This window comes from Demequina zhanjiangensis, from assembly GCF_030418315.1.
GTDB lineage: Bacteria > Actinomycetota > Actinomycetes > Actinomycetales > Demequinaceae > Demequina > Demequina zhanjiangensis.
Window position 1 is genome coordinate 237978 of sequence record NZ_JAUHPV010000004.1, and the last position, 18248, is coordinate 256225.

Annotated in this window: 13 protein-coding genes; 3 read left to right on the forward strand and 10 right to left on the reverse strand. The window is 69.7% G+C overall.

The genetic code is table 11. The features are described from left to right. Both QQX04_RS08330 and QQX04_RS08335 read right to left on the reverse strand, forming a co-directional pair. Positions 1–1938 (reverse strand): M13 family metallopeptidase, encoded by a 1938-nt coding sequence (locus tag QQX04_RS08330; RefSeq protein WP_301128089.1) that lies wholly within the window; start codon positions 1936–1938, stop codon positions 1–3. Positions 1939–1992: 54 nt separating this feature from the next. After that, positions 1993–3246: a GNAT family N-acetyltransferase gene (locus QQX04_RS08335; RefSeq protein WP_301128091.1), complete on the reverse strand. Its 1254-nt coding sequence runs from the start codon at positions 3244–3246 to the stop codon at positions 1993–1995. Between the two features lie 58 nt (positions 3247–3304). Between QQX04_RS08335 and QQX04_RS08340 the strand changes: the two genes are divergently transcribed. Continuing rightward, on the forward strand, positions 3305–3754 hold the full coding sequence (locus QQX04_RS08340; protein ID WP_301128093.1) for a ribose-5-phosphate isomerase: 450 nt from the start codon (positions 3305–3307) through the stop codon (positions 3752–3754). A 63-nt stretch (positions 3755–3817) separates the two neighbouring features. On the opposite strand, the gene QQX04_RS08345 is transcribed toward QQX04_RS08340, so the two are convergent. Together QQX04_RS08345 and QQX04_RS08350 are read right to left on the reverse strand one after the other, a co-directional pair. Then, complete coding sequence (locus QQX04_RS08345) at positions 3818–5050, reverse strand: EAL domain-containing response regulator (RefSeq protein ID WP_301128095.1); 1233 nt, start codon at positions 5048–5050, stop codon at positions 3818–3820. After that, positions 5047–7323, reverse strand: coding sequence for a hybrid sensor histidine kinase/response regulator (locus tag QQX04_RS08350; protein ID WP_301128097.1), 2277 nt, complete (start codon positions 7321–7323; stop codon positions 5047–5049). The genes QQX04_RS08345 and QQX04_RS08350 overlap by 4 nt, the downstream gene beginning before the upstream one ends. Positions 7324–7610: 287 nt before the next feature. Here QQX04_RS08350 and cimA point away from each other — a divergent pair, with 287 nt between their 5' ends. Then, entirely contained in the window at positions 7611–9212 is a 1602-nt protein-coding gene (gene cimA, locus QQX04_RS08355; RefSeq protein ID WP_301128099.1) for a citramalate synthase, read from the forward strand. Positions 9213–9236: 24 nt separating this feature from the next. Here cimA and QQX04_RS08360 read toward each other — a convergent pair whose 3' ends face one another. From QQX04_RS08360 to QQX04_RS08370, 3 genes are all read right to left on the reverse strand, one after another. After that, positions 9237–10487, reverse strand: a complete 1251-nt coding sequence (locus QQX04_RS08360; RefSeq protein ID WP_301128100.1) for an EAL domain-containing response regulator — start codon at positions 10485–10487, stop codon at positions 9237–9239. Beyond that, positions 10487–13210 (reverse strand): hybrid sensor histidine kinase/response regulator, encoded by a 2724-nt coding sequence (locus tag QQX04_RS08365; RefSeq protein ID WP_301128102.1) that lies wholly within the window; start codon positions 13208–13210, stop codon positions 10487–10489. The genes QQX04_RS08360 and QQX04_RS08365 overlap by 1 nt, the downstream gene beginning before the upstream one ends. Positions 13211–13314: 104 nt before the next feature. Continuing rightward, positions 13315–14910 (reverse strand): LPXTG cell wall anchor domain-containing protein, encoded by a 1596-nt coding sequence (locus tag QQX04_RS08370; RefSeq protein ID WP_301128104.1) that lies wholly within the window; start codon positions 14908–14910, stop codon positions 13315–13317. A gap of 167 nt (positions 14911–15077) precedes the next feature. Between QQX04_RS08370 and lplAB the strand changes: the two genes are divergently transcribed. Continuing rightward, positions 15078–16133: a lipoate-protein ligase LplAB gene (gene lplAB, locus QQX04_RS08375; RefSeq protein ID WP_301128106.1), complete on the forward strand. Its 1056-nt coding sequence runs from the start codon at positions 15078–15080 to the stop codon at positions 16131–16133. A 74-nt stretch (positions 16134–16207) separates the two neighbouring features. Here lplAB and QQX04_RS08380 read toward each other — a convergent pair whose 3' ends face one another. The 3 genes from QQX04_RS08380 to ybaK all read right to left on the reverse strand — a co-directional run bounded on the left by QQX04_RS08380 (position 16208) and on the right by ybaK (position 18237). Further along, positions 16208–16930: a VIT1/CCC1 transporter family protein gene (locus tag QQX04_RS08380; RefSeq protein WP_301128108.1), complete on the reverse strand. Its 723-nt coding sequence runs from the start codon at positions 16928–16930 to the stop codon at positions 16208–16210. A 69-nt stretch (positions 16931–16999) separates the two neighbouring features. After that, positions 17000–17737 (reverse strand): YggS family pyridoxal phosphate-dependent enzyme, encoded by a 738-nt coding sequence (locus QQX04_RS08385; RefSeq protein ID WP_301128110.1) that lies wholly within the window; start codon positions 17735–17737, stop codon positions 17000–17002. Then, complete coding sequence (gene ybaK, locus QQX04_RS08390) at positions 17737–18237, reverse strand: Cys-tRNA(Pro) deacylase (RefSeq protein ID WP_301128112.1); 501 nt, start codon at positions 18235–18237, stop codon at positions 17737–17739. Before ybaK ends, QQX04_RS08385 begins: the two co-directional genes overlap by 1 nt. Positions 18238–18248: the final 11 nt, after the last annotated feature.

The following is an 18248-nucleotide window of genomic DNA, read 5'->3' on the forward strand; positions in this document are numbered from 1 at the left end:
TCACCAGATGCTGACGCGCTCCGCGGGATCGAGCCACAGCGCGTCGTCGGCGCCCACCTCGAAGGCCTCGTACCAGGCGTTCATGTTGCGCACGATGCCGTTGACGCGGAACTCGCTGGGCGAGTGCGGGTCGGTGTTGAGCCGCGTGATGAGGGCCTCGTCGCGGACCTTCATGCGCTCGGTGAGCGCGTAGCCCACGAAGAAGCGCTGCAGCGCGGTGAGGCCGCCCAGCTCGGGAGCCTCCTCGATCGGGTGACCCAGCGCGATCGCGTACGCCTTCAGAGCGATCTCCACGCCCGCCAGGTCGCCGATGTTCTCGCCGATGGTCAGCGCACCGATGACGCGGTGGTCGTCGGACAGCTGGGCGGGTGAGTAGCCGTCGTACTGGGAGATGAGGACGCTCGTGCGCTCGGTGAACGCCGTGCGGTCGGCCTCGGTCCACCAGTCGTCCAGCTTGCCCGTGCCGTCGTACTTGGAGCCCTGGTCGTCGAAGCCGTGGCCGATCTCGTGTCCGATCACGGAGCCGATGCCGCCGTAGTTGACCGCGTCGTCGGCGCTGGGGTGGAAGAACGGGGGCTGCAGGATGGCCGCAGGGAACACGATCTCGTTGGCGACCGGCAGGTAGTACGCGTTGACGGTCTGCGGGGTCATGAGCCACTCGGAGCGGTCGACCGGCTTGCCGATCTTGTTCCACTCCCAGTCCTCCTCGAAGGCCGACGCGGCGCGCACGTTGCCCACCAGGTCGTCGGCGGCCAGCTCGAGGCCCGTGTAGTCGCGCCACTTGTCGGGGTAGCCGATCTTGGGCGTGAACTTGCCGAGCTTGTCCAGCGCGCGCTCGCGGGTCTCCTCCGTCATCCACTCGAGCGACGTGATCGACTGGCGGTACGCCTCGATGAGGTTGGCCACGAGCGCGTCCATGTGGCGCTTGTGGTCCGGCGGGAAGTGACGTGCGACGTACTCCTGGCCCACGAGCTCGCCGAGCACGGCCTCCACGAGGCCGACGCCGCGCTTCCACCGCTCGCGCTGGACCGGAGCCCCGGACAGCACGGTGCCGTAGAAGTCGAAGTTCGCCTTGGAGATCTCCTCCGTCAGGTACGGCGCGCGGGAGTTCACGACGCGCCAGCGCAGGTACGCCTTCCACGCGCCGACGTCGGTGGCCTCCCAGGCCGCCGCGATGCCGGTGAAGCAGTCGGGCTCGCTGACGACGAGCAGCTCGTGCGCGGCCTCGGGGACCTGCGCGGCGTCGGCCCAGCCGGCCCAGTCGAAGCCGGGGGCATCCGCCGCGAGCGAGGTGAGGGTTGCAGGGTTGTAGGTGAGCTCGGCCTCACGCGTCTTCACCACGTCCCAGTGGTGCGACGCGATCGTGGTCTCGAGCGCCATCACCTGCTCCGCAGAGAACGCGACGCCGGTGAGCGAGGCCATGCGGTCGATGTGTGCCACGTACTTCTCACGGGTCGCGGCGTGCGCGTCCTCGCGGTAGTACGCCTCGTCGGGAAGCCCGAGCCCGCTCTGCGACATGTAGACCACGTTGCGGTCAGGGTCGGCCTTGTCTGCGAACACGTAGTAGCCGACGAGCCCGGTCACGCCGCTGCGCTGCAGCGCACCGACGACGCGTGCGAGCGACGCGTGGTCCGTCGCGGAGTCGATGAGCGCGAGGTCCTCGTCGAGCGGGCTCGTGCCGAGCTCGGCCGCGCGGTCGACGTCCATGAAGCTGGCGTACAGCGCACCGATCTGCGAGTCGGTGTCCGCCTCCTCGATGATGACCCTGACCTGCTTCTCCGCCTCGTCGCGCAGCGTGTAGAACGAGCCGTCGGCCGACCTGTCGTCGGGGATGACATGCTCCTCCTCCCACACTCCGTTCACGTAGCGGAAGAAGTCGTCCTGCGGACGGACCTTCGTGGAGAACTCGTCGACATCGATCCCTGAGCGCTTCGTCATGACTCTCACCCTAGGGGGAGGGTCCGACGGGGTCGGCCAGGTTTCGCTGTCGGCCTAGAAATGGAAGTTGCCTGCGGGCAGGACGTCTCCTTGGAGTGCGCGCGACAGCTCGGTGACCGCCCCGGGACGACGTTCACGCACCTGCCCCGCGTCGTACAGCGAGGCGAGGGTGACACCGCCGAGGTACAGCGACGAGAGCTGCTGGATGGTGAGGTCCAGGTCCGCCTCGTCGGGCGCCACGTCGCTGCGCTCGAGAGCGCCGTCGCCGTCGGCCGCGGTGGTGAGCCGCCACACTCCTGCGTTCTCAGGGAGCACGGTGTCGGTGAGCGCGAAGGTGACGGACGCGTCGGCCCCGTACGAGCGGGCCTCGAGGCACGCCTTGACGTCCAGCAGTCGTGCCCAGATGCCGTCGTAGACGTGCTTCACGACGCCGCGATGTGGGCCGATCAGCCGCAGCAGCGGGTGGTCCAGCGTGAAGTTCTCCGCCTCCACCTTGGCCGACAGGTCGATCGATGTGAGCACGGACCACAGGCGCCGCTCCGCCGCGGGGGAGAGGGCACCGTGGAAGCCCACGTGGACCACGTCTCCCGGCACGCCGCCCTCCCACTTGCTCTGGCGTCGGAACGCCGCGGCAGCGACAGGAGTGTCGCCATCGCGCACGATCACCACGCGGCGGGGCTCCTTCTCGCCGCGGCCGTGCACCGCGTCCGACGTGTGCCAGCGCAGCACCTCCTCGTCCATGAGCGCGCTGCCCGGCCGCGTCATCCCCGCGACGACCGCGGCCATGAGCGGGCCGTGCTCCCCGGGGATGAGCGTCTCGATCTCGACCGACAGCTCCTCCGAGCCCTCGACCTCGGCGAGCTCGACGCCGCGTCCGACCGACAGCTCCGCCACCTCGCTCACCATGCCGTAGCCGAAACGTCCGTAGATGCCCTGCTCGGCCGCCCATAGCGTCGACATGATCGCGCCCTGCTCCTTCGCCACCGCGAAGTGGTCGGCGATCATGCGGGTCAGCAGTCCGCGACGCCGGTGCGCCGCGTGGACGCCCACGATGGTGAGCCCCAGGTTCGGGATCCGTGCCCCGCCGGGCACGACGGTCGGATTGTCGAAGGCGGAGTAGGTGCCGCGATACCGGCCCGTCGCGATCTCCTCGACGACGCGGGTGCGGCGCCACGGCAGCCAGCTGTCAGACGCCGCCTCGTCGCCCGCGGCCACGCCCTCCGCGAAGGCGAAGCCCAGCAGGTCGTTCACCTCGCGCTTGCGGTCCTCGGTGGGCGTGACGAGGCGATAGGTCGAATCGAAGTCCATGGCGCCAGTGAACCACTGAGAGTCGAGGATCGCCCGCCGACGCTGGCATGATGGGGATATGCGTCTCCACATCGCCGCGGACCACGCCGGGTTCGAGCTCAAGCAGCACCTCATCCAGCACTTCAGCGACCAGGGCCACGACGTCGTGGACCACGGCGCGTTCGAGTACGACGCGCAGGACGACTACCCGCCGTTCTGCATCTCCGCAGCGGAGGCCGTCCTCGAGGCGCCGGGCGACCTGGGCATCGTGATCGGTGGCTCGGGCAACGGCGAGCAGCTCGCCGCCAACCGGGTCTCCGGGATTCGGGCCGCTCTCATCTGGTCGGAGGAGACCGCACGGCTGGCCCGGCAGCACAACGACGCGCAGATCGGATCGATCGGGGCGCGCATGCACTCGCTCGAGGAGGCGACAGCGATCGCCGACGCGTTCGTCGGCGAGCCGTTCAGCGGCGACGCGCGGCACCAGCGCCGCATCGACCTGATGCTCGACTACGAGGCGAAGGCCTGAGCCGTCCCGCCTGCCAGTGGGCGCGTGCACGCGCCCACCCTGTGAAGGGCCGCTGAGGCCCGGTCAGCGAAGACGGGGCGGGAGTGCGCGCTCGGGCGGCGCCCAGCGCGCGATGTCCTCCGGCCACATGGGGCGGCCCAGGTAGAAGCCCTGCATGTTGTCGCAGCCCATCTCCACCAGGAGGTCCAGGTCGGCGGGGCGCTCCACGCCTTCCGCGGTGCAGCTCATGCCGAGCGCATGCCCCAGGTCGATGATCGACCTGACCACCGTGCGCGACTCCTCGGACGTCGTGGCCGTGGCGACGAAGCTGCGGTCCACCTTGAGCTCTGAGAACGGCAGGCGCGCGAGCTCGAGCATCGACGAGTAGCCGGTGCCGAAGTCGTCCAGCGACACCTGGAAGCCTTCCAGCCGAAGTCGTGTGAGGCGCTTCAGCGACGTCACAGGGTCGGACATCGCCGCAGTCTCCGTGAGCTCGACGATGATCCGGGAGGGATCCACCCCGCACTCGCGGGTGAGGGACACCAGGCGCTGGTCCAGGCTGCTCTCGCCCACCTCCGAAGCCGAGATGTTGATCGAGATGGTCTGCGAGGCAGGCAGGCGCGCCGACGTGAACCACGTCAGAGCGCTCCGCATCACCGAGTTGGTCAGCTCCGACGCGAGGCCGTTCGCCTCCGCCACCGGCACGAACACGCCCGGCGGGATGTTGCGGCCGTCCACCGTCTGGCACCGGGCGAGGGCCTCATAGCCGACGACCTCGCCCGTCGTGCACGACACCTTGGGCTGCAGTGCGACGGTGATGCGATCCTCTTCGAGCAGGCGATGAAGCCCCTCCGGGGTCATGAGGGGGTCGTCAGTGAGCAGCGCAGGGCTCTGCGCATGCCCCGCTGGACCCTGGCCGACCACCGGCGCACCGGTGGGTGCCTGCAGGATCTCCGCCAGTCGCATCCGCGAGTACGGCTTCGCGAGCGAGCCTGCCACCGTGAGGCCGTGCGCCGTCGCGAAGCGCAGCGCTGACTCGAGCACGCGCGCGTCCTGCCCGCTCGAGACGATCACCGCCGCGGAGCTGCGTCGCCGCGCCAGCTCCTCGAGCACCATGAGGCCATCCTCGGCGCCGAGCACGAGGTCGATCATGACGTGCGTGGGGTTCCACAGGTCATGCGCCGCCAGGAACGAGTCCACCGTCGTCTCGAGCCGTGCCTCAGCGCCGGCGGCCGTCACCATGGCGCGCGCCATGCGGCCCACGAGGTCGTCGTCGTCGACGATCAGGACCCGCGGTGCGATCGCGTCGTCGCTCATCCGTCGGCACTCCTTCCTTCCGAGACCAGTCTCGAGACCCGTTCGGCCAGTTCGTGAAGCGTGTAAGGCTTCGTCAGAAGTTCTGCTCCTGGGTCCAGCCTGCCATCTGCCGCAAGAACCTGTTCGGTGTAGCCGGAGACGCAGAGGACCGGAAGGCCAGGTCGGAGCTCCGCGGCAGCTCGAGCGAGCTCTCTTCCTGACATCCCCCCAGGCATCACCACGTCCGTGAGGAGCAGCGCCGTCTCCGGATGGCTCTCGAGCATGGCGAGTCCGGCCCTGCCCCCGTCGGCCTCGAGCACGTCGTACCCGAGCCCCCGCAGGCGGGTGGCCGTGTAGGACCTCACCAGGGCGTCGTCCTCCACCAGGACGACGGTGCCGGTGCCGTGCTCGGGCACCGACCCGGACTCCGGGGTGGCGGCGCCCGGCGCGTCCGAGGCGACTGGCAGGTACAGCGAGAACGCGGCTCCCGCGCCCGGCTCCGACTCGACCGTGAGCGTCCCGCCGGACTGGCTCGCGAAGCCCCACACCATCGCCAGGCCCAGCCCAGAGCCGCTCCCGAGCGGCTTCGTCGTGTAGAAGGGCTCGAAGAGTCGGGGGAGCGCGTCGGCGGCGATCCCGCTTCCGGTGTCGGCGACGGTGAGCCGCACGTAGTCGCCTGCCTCAAGGTCCATCGCGAGGGAGGTCGGCACGTCGTCGTGCGTGCACGGCTGGACGGTGAGGGTGACGGTGCCTCCCTCCGGCATCGCGTCTCGTGCGTTGATCGCCAGGTTCAGCAGCGCGTTGTCGAGCTTGCCGCGGTCGACCATGATCGCCGGCAGTCCTGTGGAGATGTCGGTCTTCACCTCGATCGCACCGCCCAAGGTGCGCTGAAGCAGCGGCTGCATGGTGGCGAGCACCTCGGTCAGCGAGGTCGGCTCCGGGCGGAGCGTCTGCCGTCGCGCGAACGCGAGCAGCGCGCGGATCAGCTCCGAGCCGCGATCGGCCGCCTCCGCGATCATGTCGCGCATCGCCTCGTCCTCCGGCGTGAGGTCGGCATCCGCGAGCGCCTCCGCGCCGCCGATGATCACCGTCAGGAGGTTGTTGAAGTCGTGCGCGATCCCGCCCGTCAGGCTTCCGACGGACTCGAGCCGGTTGGTGCGCTCCAGCTGCTGTCCCAGCTCACGGAGCTCCGTGATGTCCTTCACGTACAACGTGAGTCCGGTCGGGGATTTCGTGACCGTCGTCTCGAACCACTTGTCCAGGACTTCGGCGTACTCGACGACATGGCCGGGCTGGCCGGTGCGCTGCACCTCGGCGAAGGCGCGTTCGAGCTCCGACCCCTTCACGTCGCTGTACACGTCAGTGACGAGCCTGCCGAGCAGATGCTTCGGGTCAGCGCCGATCATGCGGGCCGCGGCCGGATTGAGGTACGCATAGCGCGCGTCGCGGGTCAGCGTGATGACCCCGTCATCGATCGACTCCAGAGTCTCCTGGTGCTCGCGCGCCAGGCGGTCGGCCTCGCGCTGGCTCGCCCGCAGCTCCTCGACGTCGATCGCGCTCGCCCACCAGCGGGTCTCCTCGCCGGTCGGGATCGGCGCGACCTGCACCATGTGGGCCCGATACGCACCGTCGTGACGCTTGATGCGGAGCTCGACGGCGTAGCCACGGGGCCGAGCCACGGCGTTCTCGAACAGCGAGTTGGCGCGCGCCAGGTCGTCAGGATGGATGGCCTGATCCCAGCTCAGGCCATCCCGTGGGTCGTAGCCGAGGTAGTCACCCATCGCAGCGCTCGAATAGAGAACCTCTCGATCGGAGGTCTGCATCCAGACCGGGACCGGCATGGCCTCCGCCACCGCCTTCAGGCTCTCCTGCTCGACCCGGAGCCGCGCCGCCGTCCCCTCCAGGGCCTGCACCGAGCTCGTCAGCTCCTGTTCGGCACGTGCGAGCCGCTCGCGACGACGGACCCCCATCACCGCGAGCGCTGTGACGAGCAGGATGCCGCCGATCTGCGCGCCTCTGCTGAAGAGGAACTGGGACTCGGAGACGCGGAACAGCGCGTCCGCCGGATCGCGCAGCGATGCCAAGGCGATCCCCAGGATCGAGGCTCCCGCTGCCGCAAGGATGAGACGAGTGCGCTCGGCGAGCATCGCGATGAGCACGAAGAGCGAGTACCCCGCTGCGACTCCGACCGGCACCTCGACCATCAGGTCGACGATGAAGACCACCAGCACGCCGACCGAGACCACAGCGGCGTCGACCGCAAACCGCCTCCGTGGCGGCATCTCTTCGCGCATCCGGAACCCCTCAGTGCCTTCGCTCGACACACTGTTGCCGTGTGCACGTGAGCCTATCCGCAAGAATGAGAAGCGGGGGTGTGGAATGCCTCACTCGGGACCGCACCGAGCCGCCTCGCAGCTCGACGGCTCGGCTGGCGCACCGTGTGCCATACTGATCCCGATGCACACCGCGATCATCATTCCGTAGCGCGTCGGCGACCCCCTCCCGACGCGCAGCCTCCCGCACCCAGGGAGGCTTTTTTGTTGGGAAGGGTCGACGGCGGCACGAGCCGAGGAGCGACACGATGACGGATCTCACTGTCGAGGTCTACGACACGACCCTGCGCGATGGTGCCCAGCAGGAGGGCATGAACCTGTCCGTGGCCGACAAGATGGCCATCGCGCCTCTGCTCGACCAGCTCGGCGTCGGGGTCATCGAGGGCGGATGGCCGGGCGCCGTGCCCAAGGACACCGAGTTCTTCCAGCTTGTCGCGAAGGAGCTGAGCTTCCGCAACGCCACGTTCGCCGCCTTCGGCATGACGCGCCGCGCAGGATCGACCGCCGCCGCCGACCCCCAGGTCAGGGCCCTGCTCGACTCTGAGGCGCCCATCATCACCCTGGTCGCCAAGTCCGACATCCGGCACGCCGAGCGTGCGCTCCGGGTCAGTCCCGACGAGAACCTGCGGATGATCGAGGAGACCGTCGCCTTCCTCGTAGGCGAGGGTCGCCGCGTCGTGCTCGATGCCGAGCACTTCTTCGACGGCTACCGCTTCGACCCCGCCTACTCGCTCCGGTGCCTCCAGGCGGGGGAGCAGGCAGGCGCCTCCACGCTCGTGCTCTGCGACACCAACGGCGGCATGCTGCCGGACGACGTGACGGGCATCGTGACCGAGGTGCGCCAGGCCACCCAGGCGCAGCTGGGAATGCACGCGCACAACGATTCCGGCTGCGCAGTCGCTAACTCCATGGCCTCGGTCGCCGCGGGCGTCACCCACGTGCAGGGCTGCGTCAACGGCTACGGTGAGCGCACCGGCAACGCCGACCTGGTGGCGGTCGCCGCGAACCTCGAGATCAAGAAGGGCATCCATGCCCTCGCGAATGACGGCCTCGTCGAGTCGACCCGCATCGCTCACGCGATCGCCGAGGTCACCAACATCGCGCCGTTCGCTCGGCAGCCGTACGTGGGTGCGTCCGCCTTCGCGCACAAGGCAGGGCTGCACGCCTCGGCCATCAAGGTGGATCCGGACCTGTACCAGCACACCGATCCCGCGCTGGTCGGAAACGACATGCGCATGCTCGTGTCCGAGATGGCGGGCCGCGCGTCGATCGAGCTGAAGGGCAAGGAGCTCGGCTACGACCTGTCCGGTCAGAGCGAGCTGCTGACCAGGATCACCGAGCGGGTCAAGCACGCCGAGGCCGCCGGGTACACCTATGACGCGGCCGACGCCTCGTTCGACCTCCTGCTGCGCGCAGAGCTCGGGCAGCTCCACAGGTACTGGGCCGTCGAGGAGTGGCGGGTCCGCGTGTCCTCGAAGCCGGGAGACCCGACCGACGCGGGCGCGGAGGCGGTGCTGAAGCTCCGCGCGGGAGGGTCCGTGCGGCACCTCGTGGTCGGCGAGGGCAACGGCCCCGTGAACGCGCTCGACCACGCGCTGCGGAGCGCGCTCGCCAAGGTCTACCCGGAGATCGAGCGCTTCGAGCTCACCGACTTCAAGGTCCGCATCATGGAGGCGAGCCACGGCACGGACGCGATCACGCGCGTCCTCGTGACCACGGCCGACACCGAGACCGGGCGCTCCTGGGTCACCGTCGGCGTCGGGCCGAACGTCATCGAGGCCTCGTGGGAGGCTCTGACCGACGCCTTCTACTACGGGCTCGTCACCCACGACGTCGCACCGAACCCCTGATCTCGCGGCCGAGCGGGGGCTCGGTCACGGTTCGATGCGCGCACCATCCTCCTGCGCGCGCAGGAACGTGTGCGGCAGCTCCGACTCCCAGTCGTGCATCCACGCCGCGAAGCGCGAGGCGGGCATCGGGCGTGCCAGGTGGAATCCCTGCGCGGAGCTGCAGCCCATCTCGGTGACCGCACGAAGCTGGTCCGCGGTCTCGACTCCCTCCGCGATCGATGTGAGGCCGAGGCCCTCCGCCATCGCGATGATGGAGCGCACCACGGTCGCGGAACGCGGCGAGGTGGACATGGCGCCGACGAACGAACGGTCCACCTTGAGCTCCGAGAATGGCAGTCGCGCGAGCTGCGACACCGACGAGTAGCCGGTGCCGAAGTCGTCGATCGAGAGCCCGAACCCCTCAAGGCCGAGCCGCGTGAGCACCTCAAGCGAACCGATCGAGTCCTTGACGGTGCTCGTCTCCGTCAGCTCGAGCATCAGGCGGCGCGGCGGGACCCCATGCTCCACGCACTTGTCCACGAGCCGCCGCGCAAGGCCCGGCTCGCTCAACTCGGCGGCAGAGAGGTTGATCGACAACGTGAAGTGCTCCGGCACGGACGTCGACGCGAGCCAGGCCACCGCCTGCGCGCTGATGAGGTCCGTCAGCTGGGCCACGAGCCCGATCTGCTCCGCGTACGGCACGAACGTCGCAGGCGGCACAGAGCCCAGCACCGGATGGTTCCAGCGCGCGAGCACCTCCGCGCCCGTCACCCTGCCGTCCAGGCACGAGACCTTCGGCTGGAGGTGGATCTCCAGCTCGGAGTCCTGGATCGCCTTGCGCAGCGCCACCGAGAAGCCCCAGTAGCTCTTCTCCGCGAACTCCGTTGCGATGGTCCTCTCAGGTCGCGCGTCGTCGATCGGTGAGTCGAGCAGCGCGGCGACCTCCCCGCGCCTGAACGGCTTCGGAAGCGTGCCCGCGTACTGGAGCCCGCACTCGATCGCGTAGGTGCGGGCGGCCTCCACGAGGTGCGGAGCCGCGCCGGAGGTGATGATCACGGCGCCGCGATAGCCCGTCTGTGAGAGCTGTTTGAGCACCCCGATGCCGTCGAGCGTCCCCATCATCAGGTCGACGATGACGCAGCACGGCTTCCACTCGCGCACCAGTACCAGGAACTGCTCCGGATCGGACGCTGCGCGCGCCTCGTAGCCCGTGCTGCGCGCGTGGGCGACAGCCATCGCCGCGACAAGAGCGTCATCGTCGATCACCAGGACGCGAGGGCATCGGTCTGTGCCCATCATCCGACCTCAGCGCGATCGAGGGCCTCCGTGATCTGCTCGGTCAGCTGCTCCGCGGTGTACGGCTTGCTGAGCAGCGTCACCTCGGGATCGGCGCCTCCGTTGTGGAGCACCACGTCCTCCGTGTAGCCGGAGGTGAAGAGTACCGGCGTGCCGGGACGACGCTCGAGCACCGCGTCCGCGAGGTCGCGTCCGGACATGCCGCCCGGCATGACCACGTCCGTGAAGAGCAGGTCGATCGGCCCGAGCGTCTCGAGGAGCGCGAGCGCTTCCGGACCTGAGGGCGCGGCGTGCACGGTGTGTCCCAGGCTTCTCAGCCTCTCCGTCGCGAACGTGCGCACCAGGTCGTCGTCCTCCGCCAGGAGGATCACGCCGGGCTGGATCGGCCTGAGCGGCGGCAGCTCACCCGGTCGTCTCGCCTCTGCGTCCACGCTCGACAGCGGCAGGTAGAGCCGGAAGGTGCTGCCGACTCCCGGCTCCGAGTAGACGGACACGTGGCCGCCGGTCTGCTTCGCGAAGCCCCACACCATCGCGAGGCCGAGTCCCGACCCCTTGCCGCTCGCCTTCGTGGTGAAGAAGGGCTCGAAGAGCCGCTCAACGATGTCAGGGTCAACGCCCGTGCCCGTGTCGGAGACGGTGATCGCGACGTAGCGGCCCGGATGCACGTCCGTGTGCGCCCTCGCATAGGCGGCGTCGAGCTCGGTCTCCTCAGCACCGATCGACAGCCGACCTCCGTCGGGCATCGCGTCCCGAGCGTTGATCACCAGGTTGAGCAGCGCGTTCTCCAGCTGGACGGGGTCGACCATCACGGCTGGAAGCCCCGGGTCCGGGGCCACGTGGAGCTCGATCGTCTCGCCGAGCGCGCGATGAAGCATGGGCTCCAGGTCTCCCAGCCTCAGCTCGAGGTCCACGGCCTGAGGCTCCAGTGCCTGCCTGCGGGAGAACGCGAGCATGCGGGAGGTGAGGTCGGCACCTCGCTTCGCCGACTCCACGACGAGCTCTGCCATCTCGCGTGCCTCGCGGCCGACTGACGGGTCGTGCGCGACCGCCTCGGCGCCGCCGAGCACCACGGTGAGCACGTTGTTGAAGTCGTGGGCGATGCCTCCCGTGAGGCGTCCGAGGGAGTCGAGCCGCTGCGCCTGCACGAGCTGCTCGGTGAGCCGCTTGGTCTCGGAGACGTCCCGGTTGAAGACGGAGAGTCCACGTGGCGTCGGCGTCGCCATGACTGCGAACCAGCGGCCGAAGCCTTTGCTGAAGTAGGTGAAGGACTGCGGGTTGCCCGTCGCCATCGCCAACGTGAGGCCTTCCCTCGCCTCGTCGTCCGGCTCGAAGGGGAACACGTCCCACAGCAGCTCTCCGACGAGGTCCTGCGACAGCTTGCCCACGAGCGAGCGCGCGGCGGAGTTGGCGTAGACGAGCCGCCAGTCGTGATCGACGGCGTAGATGCTGTCGGTGGTGGATTCGAGGATCGTGGCGCGTTCCGCGGCGAGCGCCTCGGCGCGTTCACGGAGCTTCCTTGTGGCGTCGACGTTGATCGACGCGCCCCACCAGCGGGTGATGTTCCCCTCGATGTCGTACTCGGGCTGTGCGCTGATGTGAAAGTACTCGAAGTGTCCGTCCGCGGCGCGGAGCCGGTGCTCCACGTCGTAGGGCCTGCCGGTCTCGATCGACTCCTGCCATGCGGCGAGCACGCTCTCGCGGTCGTCCGGGTGGATCAGGTCGATCCACCCGCCATCCATGGCCTGCTCGGGCGGTGCGCCGGTGAAGGTCTCGAGGGCTTCGTTCGCGTAGTCGATCTCGCCGTCGGCGCCGGAGCTCCAGACCGCGAAGGGCACCGCGGCCGCCATTGCGCGGAACCGGCGTGCGGCGGTCTGCGCCTCCTCCTCGGCGGCGGCCCACCGCGTGATGTCCTGGACTGAGCCGTGGATCAGTCGGCGTCCGTTCTCCTCGCTCGTCACGGGATCGCCCATGATGACGATGCGTTTGATGGCTCCGGATCCGCTGGTGAAGGTGAACTCCTCGCGGAAGGGCGTCTCGGTCTGAATCGCGTGCATGACCGTGCCGAGCATTCGCGTGCGGTCTTCCGGCGCGATGATGCCGAGGGCCACGTCCATTCCGTACGGAACGTCTGCTTCGTACTCCACGATCTCAGCCGCGCCACGCCGCCAGGTGAGGGTTTGGTCCTCGGGGTCGAAGTACCACGTACCGATCGGGGCGACCTGGGATGCGGCCTCCAGCATCCGGGTGTCGCGCTCCCTGGCCTGTTCCGCCTGCCGCAGCGCGTCGCTGAGCTTGTGCGCCTGCACGGTGCGGTTGAGCGCGAGCAGACCCGCTCCCGCGCTGACGACGATGAGGATGATCGCGGTGCTGTGGGCGAACACGATCGGACCGGTGTCGGGAGGTTCGCCGATCGCTTTGAAGAGCATGAGGCCGAGCGCGATGGCGACGCCGGCGATGGCGGTGCCGAGCACGGTGATGCGTGAGCGCGTGAAGGCGGCGCCAAGGACGACGACTGCGTAGAGCGCGCTGATGTCGTAGCCGCGGGACAGCAGCGAGTCGACGACGAGGATCGTGAGGAGTGCGGCTGCGATCAGCACGCGGCTTCCGATGTAGGTGAAGCGCACGCGGCCCGCGGTGGACGCGGCGGCGCTCGGCCGGGGAGTCGGCTGGCTCGCGGTGTCGAGGCCGACGTCGGCGTTCTTTCCCTCAGCGGAGTGCGCCATGTCGCCATGCTAGTGGTGGGGTCTCCCGTTGGGGAGGGGATGTGACGAGGTGGGCGCGAGCGCGTGAGAGGGGTCAGGCCTCGCGCCCACCTCGCAGGGGTGCCCTACTTCGCGTGGGTCCGACGGCGGGCGATGAGCAGGCCCGTGCCGAGGACGAGTGCGGCGATCGTGGCTGCGATCGCGAGGGACGGTGAGGCGCCGGTCTGTGCGAGCTCGTCGGAGGCGCTCTCGGGAGCGCTTGCGCCGACGGTGTCGTCGCTCGCTGGGACTGCCGTGGCCACAGGCGTGGGCGATGTGACGACCTCGGCCTTGGCGCTTGCCGTGGGCGATGGCGCGGCAGGCGAGGCCTCGGGGCTGCTCGGGGTGGCAGGCGGCGCCGTCGGCGTGGCCGGAGACCCGCTCGGCTCGGGGCTCGCGGTGGGCGTCGACGGCGTCGGCTGGGCAGTCTCCGACGGTGCGGCCGTGCTCGACGGCTCGCTGCTGGGCTCGGGTGCGGAAGGGCTCGGCTCGGGAGAGGTGGGGGGCTGCTCCGGTGCGCCGTCGCATGGTTCCTGAGTCGGCTCGGGCTCCGGAGTCTCTTCGCCTCCGTCGGCGCACGGGCAGTCGGGCACAGTCGGCTCGGCGTTGGGCGTCATGGTGCTCTCTGGCGTCACGGAGGGTTCCGGCGCGGTGATCTCTGGGGTGTCGACCACGGCGGGAGCGTCATCGTCCTCCTCAAGGTGCACGGCAGTGCCGTCGCACAGCAGCGTCACGGTGAAGGACGCGGTGACCGAGACGGTGGCGGTGGCGGTGACCGAGTAGGTGACGGCGTCGACCTCGGTCACGCTGCCATCGGCGGAGGCGCTCACGAGGATGCGTGCGCCATCGGGCGAGACCTGCACGCCGCTGGGCGCGTGGCCCGTGGCGATCGTCGCCGTCCACTGGCCCGTCGCCGAGTCGAGGACCACGACGCCGTCGTCGTCGGGCGAGGCGACGTAGAGCAGGGACTCGTCCTCGGACAGGGCGAGCTCGCGCGCGTGCTTCCCGCGGCCGATGCTGAAGACGTCCAGGATGCTGCCGTCGCGCGCGTCCACCTTCTTGACCTTGCCCGAGTGCATCTCGCTGACCCACAGGGTGGTGCCGTCGGCGGAGGCGACCACGTCGTACGGGGACGAGAAGCCCCAGAACGAGGTGACCTCGTGCGTCTCCGTGTCGATCGCCGAGATCGTGCTGCGAGCCTCTCCGCTCGTCGCGTAGGCCGTCGATCCGTCTCGCGAGAACGCGATGCTCGAGGCTGCGCCTGCGGTGGCGACGGTGCCGGTGACCTCCTGGGTGTCGGTGTCCACGATCGTGATCTCCGCGTGCGCGCTCTTCGCCGAGCGCGTCCAGCCTCCCGGGCCCCAGCTGCCGCGTTCGGCCTCCGCGTAGGTCTCGACGCTGATCCAGGCCTGGCCCCCGTCGGGGGTGATGGCCACCTCGCCCTGGGCGACGCCGATGGCGACCGAGGCGAAGGTGGTTCCGGTGGTGAGGTCGATGACCGAGACCGTGTCGCCGTTCGCATCGGTCACGTAGGCGGTCGTGCAGTCGGGCGTGACAGCGATCTGGTGCGGCGAGTCCGAACTCGTGGCGGGCTCGTCCTCGCATGCGACGGCAGGCGCGGCGACCAGGGTGGCCGCCGCTGCCAGCGCGAGCGCGGAGAATGGACGTGGACGGAAGTGCATGGGTTTCCCTTCGAACGACGTGCCTCGGCCTCCAGGCGGGCACGGCGCTGCCACAGTGGCACGGAATGTCACGAAAGATCCGGTATGTCCGAAAATCTGTGGAGAAGTGGCAGGTAGCCGTCGCCTCGGGGTTCAGCGCGCGGTCGCGGACAGGGCAGGATGGAGCCATGCATGGCGAGTACAAGGTTCCTGGCGGCAAGCTGGTCGTCGCAGACGTCGAGGTCTCTGGCGGGGATCACCCCCGGCTGACGTCAGCGGTCGTGTCCGGAGACTTCTTCATGGAGCCGCCCGAGACGATCCTTGAGATCAACCGCGCCCTGACGGGGATGGCCGCGTCGACCCCCGTCGGCCCCATGGCGGAGGCCGTGGCCCACGCGACCCGTGACGCGATGCTGGTGGGCTTCACGCCCGAGGCCGTCGCGATCGCGGTGCGTCGCGCGCTGGGTCACGCGACCAGCTGGCACGACCACACGTTCGACGTCATCCACGACGAGCCGCGCGCGCCTCACATGCAGATGGCGCTCGACGAGATCCTCTCGCAGGAGGTCGCGGCGGGTCGCCGCGGCCCCACGCTGCGCGTGTGGGAGTGGGAGCGCAACGCCGTCGTCATCGGCTCGTTCCAGTCGATGCGCAACGAGATCGACCCTGAGGGTGCGGCGCGCCACGGCATCACGGTGACCCGGCGCGTCTCCGGCGGTGGCGCCATGTTCATCCAGCCGGGCAACACGATCACCTACTCGCTGTCGGTGCCCACCTCGCTGGTCGAGGGTCTGAGCTTCGAGCAGTCGTACGCGTTCCTGGACGACTGGGTGCTGGGCGCGCTCCGCGAGCTGGGCATCGAGGCGACCTACGTGCCGCTCAACGACATCGCGTCGCCGGCGGGCAAGATCGCGGGCGCCGCGCAGAAGCGCTACGCCGCAGGCGCCGTGCTCCACCACGTGACGATGGCGTACGACATCGACGCCGACGCGATGCTGGACGTGCTCCGCATCGGCCGCGAGAAGCTGTCCGACAAGGGCACGAAGAGCGCCAACAAGCGCGTGGACCCGCTCCGCAGCCAGACGGGCATGGACCGCGAGGCGATCATCGACGCGTTCCTCGCGCACTTCGCGTCGCGCTACGCGACGACTGCCGGGGCGGTCACCCAGGTCGAGGTTCAGGACGCTGAGCGCCTCGTTGAGCGCAAGTTCGCCACGGAGGAGTGGCTCAACCTGGTGCCGTAGCCAGCCGCGTGACGTCGGTCAGGCGTCGACCCAGGTGCGGAGGCGTCGTCGTCCCTGGAGGCGGTGCGTCGGCGTCAGACGTGGATGCCCACGAACGAGCCGATGCCGTAGGTGATGGCCATCGCGATGGCACCGCCTGTGACGTTGCGCAGGACTGCCTTCACCGGCGGCGACTTCGCGATGGTCGCTGACGCGTAGCCGGTGATGGCCAGCGCGACGATGACCAGCACGAAGGTCAGCGGGACGCGCAGGCCGGCCGGGGGCAGCGTCGTGGTCAGGAGCGGGGTCAGGCCGCCGACGGTGAACGCGATGATCGACGCGATGCCGGCCGCCCACGGGCTCGTGAGGTCGTCAGGATCCACGCCCAGGTGCATGCGCGCGTGGATGCCGATCGGGTCCTTCTCCATCTGCTCGGTCGCGGCCGAGCGCGCGGTGGCCTCGCTCATGCCGGTCTCCATGTTGAGACGGACCAGCTGCTCGCGCTCCCACTCGGGGCGGGCCTTCTGCCAGATGCGCTCGCGGTCCAGCAGCGCCTCCTCGGCGTCGCGCTGGGCGGAGACGGACACGAACTCGCCGACGCCCATGGACAGTGCGCCGCCGACGACACCGGCGACGGCTGCGGTGACGATCACGGCGAGGTCGGTGGTCGCGGCTGCGACGCCGACCAGCATCGCTGCGATCGAGACGATGCCGTCGTTCGCGCCGAGGACTCCTGCGCGGAGCCAGTTGAGACGGGAGGACATGGCCTCCTCGTCGGGGCCGGCGAAGATGTCCGGCCGGTGGGTGTCGCGTGCCATGACTGCAGAGTAGGCCCGTGGCGCCACGGCGTGCCAGGTAGTTGAGGCTTCGCTTACCTGGGGTCCTGGCTAGTCGAGCGGGGGCCGCGCGCCCATGATCGCGGTGCCGACGCGGACCATGGTCGCGCCCTCGGCGATCGCCCATTCCAGGTCGCCCGACATGCCCATCGACAGCTCCCAGGCGTCCCGCAGGTCGTACTTGCCGCGCTCGGATTCGATGAGCGCGGTGTCACGGATCTCGCGCAGGCGTCGGTAGCCGGCGCGCACCGCGTCCTCGTCGGGGGAGTTGAGGCCGATCGTCATGAATCCTGTGACGGTCAGCATCGGAAGCGCCTGCACGGCCACGGCCAGCGCAAGCGCCTCGTCCGGGTTCACGCCTGCCTTGGACTCCTCGCCCGAGACGTTGACCTGGATCATCACCTCGAGGTCCTTCTCACGTTCCAGCGCGAGGCGCGAGAGTCGCTCGGCGAGCCGCAACGACTCGACGGTCTGGATGCAGATCGCCTGCTCGACCGCGATCTGCGCCTTGTTGCGCTGGAGCTGGCCGATCACGTGGACCGTCGCGCCCGCCTCGGCGAGCGCGGGCCCCTTGACGTCCAGCTCCTGCATGCGGGACTCGCCCACGAGCGTGCCGCCGGCCTGGACGACCATGCGTGCAGCGTCGGCGTCGAACGTCTTGGTGGCGACCAGCAGGCGGACGCCCGCTCCGGCGCGCCCGCACGACGCCTCGGCGACGTGGATGCGGGCCTTCACCTCGGCGATCGCGGCGGCGGGGTCCCAGCCGGCTGCGGGGGGTGTAAGGTCCATCAGCTCTCCTTCGCGATGTCGGCGACGACGGCCGAGGTCAGGCGGATCAGGTCGGCAGGGGCGAGCGAGATGTCCAGGCCGCGCCGGCCGCCGGAGACGTACACCTCGTCGAACAGCTCGACGGTCTCGTCGATCGCCGTGGGCAGCGCGGTGCGCTGGCCGAGCGGCGAGATGCCTCCGACCACGTAGCCGGTGGCGCGCTCGGCGTGCTTGGGTTCCGCCATCTCGGCCCGCTTCCCGCCCAGCGCCTTGGCCAGCGCCTTGAGGTCCAGCTTGCCGTCCACCGGCACGATGCCGACGGAGAGGTGCCCGTCGACCTCCGCGCACAGCGTCTTGAAGACCTGCTCGGGCTCGATGCCGAGCGCTGTCGCCGCCTCCATGCCGTAGCTCAGCTCGGTCGACGGGTCGTGGTGGTATTCGTGCACGCCGTGCTCGACCCCGGCCTCCAGGAGGGCGTGGATCGCGGGCGTGCTGCCACCGGCGGCGTGCTTGCGGGACATAGGCACCATTC

Coding starts and splice junctions, on each gene's coding strand:
- QQX04_RS08365 (WP_301128102.1), bottom strand. CDS start 13,210: ATGGCGCACTCCGCTGAGGGAAAGAACGCCGACGTCGGCCTCGACACC.
- QQX04_RS08335 (WP_301128091.1), bottom strand. CDS start 3,246: ATGGACTTCGATTCGACCTATCGCCTCGTCACGCCCACCGAGGACCGC.
- QQX04_RS08330 (WP_301128089.1), bottom strand. CDS start 1,938: ATGACGAAGCGCTCAGGGATCGATGTCGACGAGTTCTCCACGAAGGTC.
- QQX04_RS08360 (WP_301128100.1), bottom strand. CDS start 10,487: ATGGGCACAGACCGATGCCCTCGCGTCCTGGTGATCGACGATGACGCT.
- QQX04_RS08340 (WP_301128093.1), top strand. CDS start 3,305: ATGCGTCTCCACATCGCCGCGGACCACGCCGGGTTCGAGCTCAAGCAG.
- QQX04_RS08345 (WP_301128095.1), bottom strand. CDS start 5,050: ATGAGCGACGACGCGATCGCACCGCGGGTCCTGATCGTCGACGACGAC.
- lplAB (WP_301128106.1), top strand. CDS start 15,078: ATGCATGGCGAGTACAAGGTTCCTGGCGGCAAGCTGGTCGTCGCAGAC.
- QQX04_RS08380 (WP_301128108.1), bottom strand. CDS start 16,930: ATGGCACGCGACACCCACCGGCCGGACATCTTCGCCGGCCCCGACGAG.
- QQX04_RS08350 (WP_301128097.1), bottom strand. CDS start 7,323: ATGCGCGAAGAGATGCCGCCACGGAGGCGGTTTGCGGTCGACGCCGCT.
- ybaK (WP_301128112.1), bottom strand. CDS start 18,237: ATGTCCCGCAAGCACGCCGCCGGTGGCAGCACGCCCGCGATCCACGCC.
- QQX04_RS08370 (WP_301128104.1), bottom strand. CDS start 14,910: ATGCACTTCCGTCCACGTCCATTCTCCGCGCTCGCGCTGGCAGCGGCG.
- QQX04_RS08385 (WP_301128110.1), bottom strand. CDS start 17,737: ATGGACCTTACACCCCCCGCAGCCGGCTGGGACCCCGCCGCCGCGATC.
- cimA (WP_301128099.1), top strand. CDS start 7,611: ATGACGGATCTCACTGTCGAGGTCTACGACACGACCCTGCGCGATGGT.